Source organism: Thermoanaerobaculia bacterium, assembly GCA_035717485.1.
Lineage (GTDB): Bacteria > Acidobacteriota > Thermoanaerobaculia > UBA5066 > DATFVB01 > DATFVB01.
Window position 1 is genome coordinate 1 of the sequence record DASTIQ010000169.1, and the last position, 4,442, is coordinate 4,442.

Consider the following 4,442-nt stretch of genomic DNA (forward strand, 5'->3'; position numbering starts at 1 on the left):
CGCTCGCCAGCGGCGACGAGATCGCCTTCCACCACTTCGCGTCCGAGCACGTCGCGCGCGTGCGGTTGTGGGACGAGATCCCGCCGGGGGCGAGCGGCGCCGCTCTCCTGACGCTCGAGACGCCGGTCGCGGCGCGCGGCGGCGACCGGTTCATCGTGCGGCGGCTCTCTCCCGCGGCGACGATCGGCGGCGGCGAAGTCCTCGACGTGCATCCCCCGCGGAAGGTCTCGGCCGAAGACCGCCGCGTCTTTCTCTCGGGAGATCCCGCGGAACGGCTGGCCCGGCGCGCGGCGCGTTCGCTGTCCGGCGTTTCGCGGGAAGAGCTCGCCCGCGAGGAGGGGCTCCGCGAAGAGGAGGTCCGGCCGATGCTGTCGGCGAGCCTCGCGTCCGGCGCGATCCGCGAGCTCGATTCCGGGCGGCTGTTCCTCGCCCGGACGCGCTGGGAGGACCTCGCGAGCCGCACGGCGACTGCGGCCGCGGAAGAGATCAAGCGCCGACCCGGCGCCGTCGACGCTTCGCGGGCGGCGGTCCTCGAGCAGGTCTTCGGCGGCTTCTCCGCTCGGGACGCCGAGCTCGTCCTGCGTTCGTTCGCGGACGCCGGCAAGGTCCTCCTCGAAGGTGAAAGCGTGCGCCTTCCCGGAGAGCGGGCGCTCCCCGGCGGAGAGCAGAAGATGGCCGACCGGATCGCGGCGCTCTTCGACGCGGGCGGGCTCGAGCCTCCGTCGCCCGGCGACGTCGCGATGAAGCTCTCCGCCAAGCCGAAGATCGTCGAGGGGCTGCTCGCGTACCTCGTCAAGGAGAAGCGGCTCGCGCGCCTCCCGGGCGGCTTCTTCGTCTCGCGCGGCGCGGTCGATCGCGTCGTCGCCGATCTTCGCGCTTCCGGCAAGTCGCCCATTTCCGTTCCCGAGTTCAAGGAGATGTTCCACCTCACGCGCCGGATGGCGATCCCGCTCCTCGAGCATCTCGACGAGACGAAGGTCACGCGGCGGGTCGGGGACAAACGGGAGGTCGTGAAGAATTAGTCGCGAGTCTCAAAGTCACGAGTCGCGAGTCAGGACACCGGGACCTGGGCTCAGGACTCGCCGACCAGCGACTTTTTCCCGACTTCTTCCCGATTGATTTTCGTCAGCGTTTCCCCGAAGATCTTCTCCGGAGAGGGGGTGACGCGAATGGGAGACAAGTCGCCGAAGAAGGAAACCAAGAAGCCGAAGCAGAAGAAGAAAAAGTAACCGCAGGGTTACGGTTCAGGATCTGAAAAAGGCCGGGAGCGATCCCGGCCTTTTTCGTTGGCCGCCGCCCGTCGCAGCGTCGCGGGCGGCACGCGCCCGTCCTTCTCAGTTGATCGGGCCTCGAGGCGCGGCCAGACGGGTTGAAAGACGCGTTCGGGGCGCCCGCCGGCGGGTGAGGCGTACCGGGGCGTACGTTGAGCCCGCCGGCGGGCGCCACGGACGCGTATAGCGACCCGTATGGTCCGCGCGCCAGCCAAGGCTGGCTTCGCGACGCCTAGCGGCGCGAAGCCACCTGCACCCTCGCCATCGCGGTCTCCAGCTTCGCGTTGATGATCTGGAAAGTCTCCGGGCCCACTGTCCGCATCGCCTCTTCGGCCGCGGCCTGCTCGCGCTGCGCGGCGGGAAGGTCGATCTCCTGCGGAAGATCGGCGAAGTCGCAGAGCACGGTGACCGTGTCGTTCGACACCTCGGCGAAGCCGCCGCCGATCACGACGAAGCTCTCCTTCTTCCCGATGCGGTAGGACGCCTGGCCGATCTTCAGCAGCGCGACGAGCGGCGTGTGCCCGGGGAGCACGCCGAAGTAGCCCTGCTCGCCCGGGAGCTCGACCTCGTCGCACTCGACGTCGAGAACCTTCCGCTCGGGGGTGACGAGGCGGAGACGCAGCATCCTACGCGGCTTCCTTCTTCAGCTTCTCGGCCTTCTCGAGGGCTTCCTCGATCGTGCCGCACATGTAGAACGCCTGCTCCGGGACGTCGTCGTGCTTGCCTTCGACGAGCTCGCGGAAACCCTTCACGGTGTCGGCGATCTTCACGTACCGCCCCTCGAGGCCGGTGAACTGTTCGGCGACGAAGAACGGCTGCGAGAGGAACTTCTGGATCTTGCGCGCGCGGGCGACCGTCAGCTTGTCCTCTTCCGACAGCTCGTCGATCCCGAGGATCGCGATGATGTCCTGGAGGTCCTTGTATTTCTGGAGCACCTGCTGGACGTCGCGGGCCACCTTGTAGTGCTCCTCGCCGACGACGCGGGGCGTCAGGATCTTGGAAGTCGACGCCAGCGGATCGACGGCCGGGTAGATCCCCTTGTCGGAGATCGACCGCGACAGCACCGTCGTCGCGTCGAGATGCGCGAAGGCGGTCGCCGGCGCGGGGTCGGTCAGGTCGTCGGCCGGCACGTAGATCGCCTGCACCGACGTGATCGATCCGGTCTTCGTCGACGTGATCCGCTCCTGGAGCTCGCCCATCTCGGTCGCGAGGTTCGGCTGGTATCCGACGGCCGACGGCATGCGGCCGAGCAGCGCCGACACTTCCGAGCCCGCCTGGGTGAATCGGAAGATGTTGTCGATGAAGAGCAGCACGTCCTGCTTCTCGACGTCGCGGAAATACTCGGCGACGGTCAGGCCGGTGAGCCCGACGCGAAGGCGCGCTCCCGGGGGCTCGGTCATCTGGCCGTAGATCAGCGCGCACTTCGATTTCGACGGGTCGCCGGGCGTGATGACGCCCGACTCGCTCATCTCGCGGTACAGGTCGTTCCCCTCGCGGGTGCGCTCCCCCACGCCGGCGAACACGGAGAATCCCCCGTGCTGCATCGCGACGTTGTTGATGAGCTCCATGATGAGGACGGTCTTGCCGACGCCCGCGCCGCCGAAGAGGCCGGTCTTGCCTCCCTTCGAGTACGGTTCGAGCAGGTCGACGACCTTGATCCCCGTCTCGAACATCTCGACCTCGGTCGACTGGTCCTCGTAGCGCGGCGGGTCGCGGTGGATCGACCAGCGCTCCTTCGCGTTGACGGGGCCGAGCTCGTCGACGGGCTCGCCGACGACGTTCAGGATCCGGCCGAGCGTCTCCTTGCCGACCGGGACCGAGATCGGCGCGCCGAGGTCTTCGGCCGCCATCCCGCGCGTCATGCCGTCGGTCGTCTTCATCGAGATCGCGCGCACGCGGTTCTCGCCGAGATGCTGGGCGACCTCGGCGATGAGGTCGATCGGCACGCCGGTCTGCTTCCCGTCGTCCTTCACGCGCACCGCGTTCAGGATCGGGGGCAGCGTTCCTCCGGGAAATTCGATGTCGAGGACGGGTCCGATCACCTGGACGACTTTTCCGATGTTGGCCATGACTTCTCTCCCTCCGGGCTTCAGTCGAGCGCCGCGGCGCCCGAGACGATCTCGATCAGTTCCTTGGTGATCCGCGCCTGTCGCGCGCGGTTGTAGGTCAACGTCAGCGAATCGATCATGTCCCCGGCGTTCTTCGTCGACGAATCCATGGCGGTCATCCGCGCGCCGTTTTCCGACGCGTTGGACTCGAGGAGCACCTTGAAGACCGCGAACTCGAGATACCGGGGGAGGAGGCGCGCGAGGATCTCGGCGGGGTCCGGCTCGAAGAGGTAGTCGATCGCCTGCTCCGAAGCGCTCATCGCCGTCCTCGCGATCGGAAGGAGCCGCTCGACGCGCACGACCTGCGCCATGATCGACTTGAACTCGTTGTAGACGACGTAGGCCGAGTCGATCTCGCCGGAGACGAAGAGCCCCGTCAGGATCTCCGCGATCTCCCGCGCGTGGCGGAACTCGAGGCGCGAAAAGATGCCGGGGTAGGACGCGCGGATCGGGATCGACCGCCGCTTCCAGAAGTCGAACGCCTTCTTGCCGACCGCCAGGAGCGTCACTTCCTCCCACGATTTCTCGCGCAGGAGGGCCCCGACGGCCCGGTTGACGTTGGCGTTGAAGGCGCCCGCGAGGCCCTTGTCTCCCGCGACGACCATCAGGAGCACCTTCTTCTCGTCGCGCTCGGCGAGGAGCGGGTGCCGGGCTTCGCGCACGCGCGCGGAGACGTTGGCGAGCACGTCGCGGAGCGACGCGGCATACGGCCGGGCGGCGATCACCCGGTCCTGCGAACGCCGCAGCTTCGCCGCGGCGACCATCTTCATCGCGCGGGTGATCTGCTGGATGTTCTTGACGGACCGAAGCCGCCGCCGGATGTCGATCAGGGATGCCATGGCTCTCTACTTCGCCTTCGCCTTACGCCGCCTTCGCCTTCGCGTCCGCGTTCTCCTTGAAGAAGCGGGTCTTGAATTCCTGGATCGCCGCCACGAGCGCCTCCTCGGTGACCTTCTCCATCTTTCCGGTCTCGAGGATCGCCGAAGGGATCTCGTTCTTCTCGGAGCGGAGATACTGGTGGAACCCGGTCTCCCACGCCGCGATCGCATCGATCTCGACGTCG

Annotated in this window: 5 protein-coding genes; 1 reads left to right on the top strand and 4 read right to left on the bottom strand. The window is 67.5% G+C overall.

Features of this window, described 5'->3' with window-relative positions:
• On the top strand, nucleotides 1–1,022 hold a 1,022-nt coding region (locus VFS34_09015; GenBank protein HET9794589.1), incomplete at its 5' end, for a SelB C-terminal domain-containing protein.
• A 481-nt stretch (nucleotides 1,023–1,503) separates the two neighbouring features.
• Here VFS34_09015 and atpC read toward each other — a convergent pair.
• The 4 genes from atpC to VFS34_09035 all read right to left on the bottom strand — a co-directional run.
• Nucleotides 1,504–1,896, bottom strand: a complete 393-nt coding sequence (gene atpC, locus VFS34_09020) for an ATP synthase F1 subunit epsilon (GenBank protein ID HET9794590.1) — start codon at nucleotides 1,894–1,896, stop codon at nucleotides 1,504–1,506.
• Nucleotide 1,897: 1 nt separating this feature from the next.
• Complete coding sequence (atpD, locus tag VFS34_09025; protein ID HET9794591.1) at nucleotides 1,898–3,340, bottom strand: F0F1 ATP synthase subunit beta; 1,443 nt, start codon at nucleotides 3,338–3,340, stop codon at nucleotides 1,898–1,900.
• Between the two features lie 20 nt (nucleotides 3,341–3,360).
• Nucleotides 3,361–4,218, bottom strand: coding sequence for an ATP synthase F1 subunit gamma (gene atpG, locus VFS34_09030; GenBank protein ID HET9794592.1), 858 nt, complete (start codon nucleotides 4,216–4,218; stop codon nucleotides 3,361–3,363).
• A 22-nt stretch (nucleotides 4,219–4,240) separates the two neighbouring features.
• Nucleotides 4,241–4,442 (bottom strand): hypothetical protein (locus tag VFS34_09035; protein ID HET9794593.1); only part of this gene is annotated, 202 nt, incomplete at its 5' end.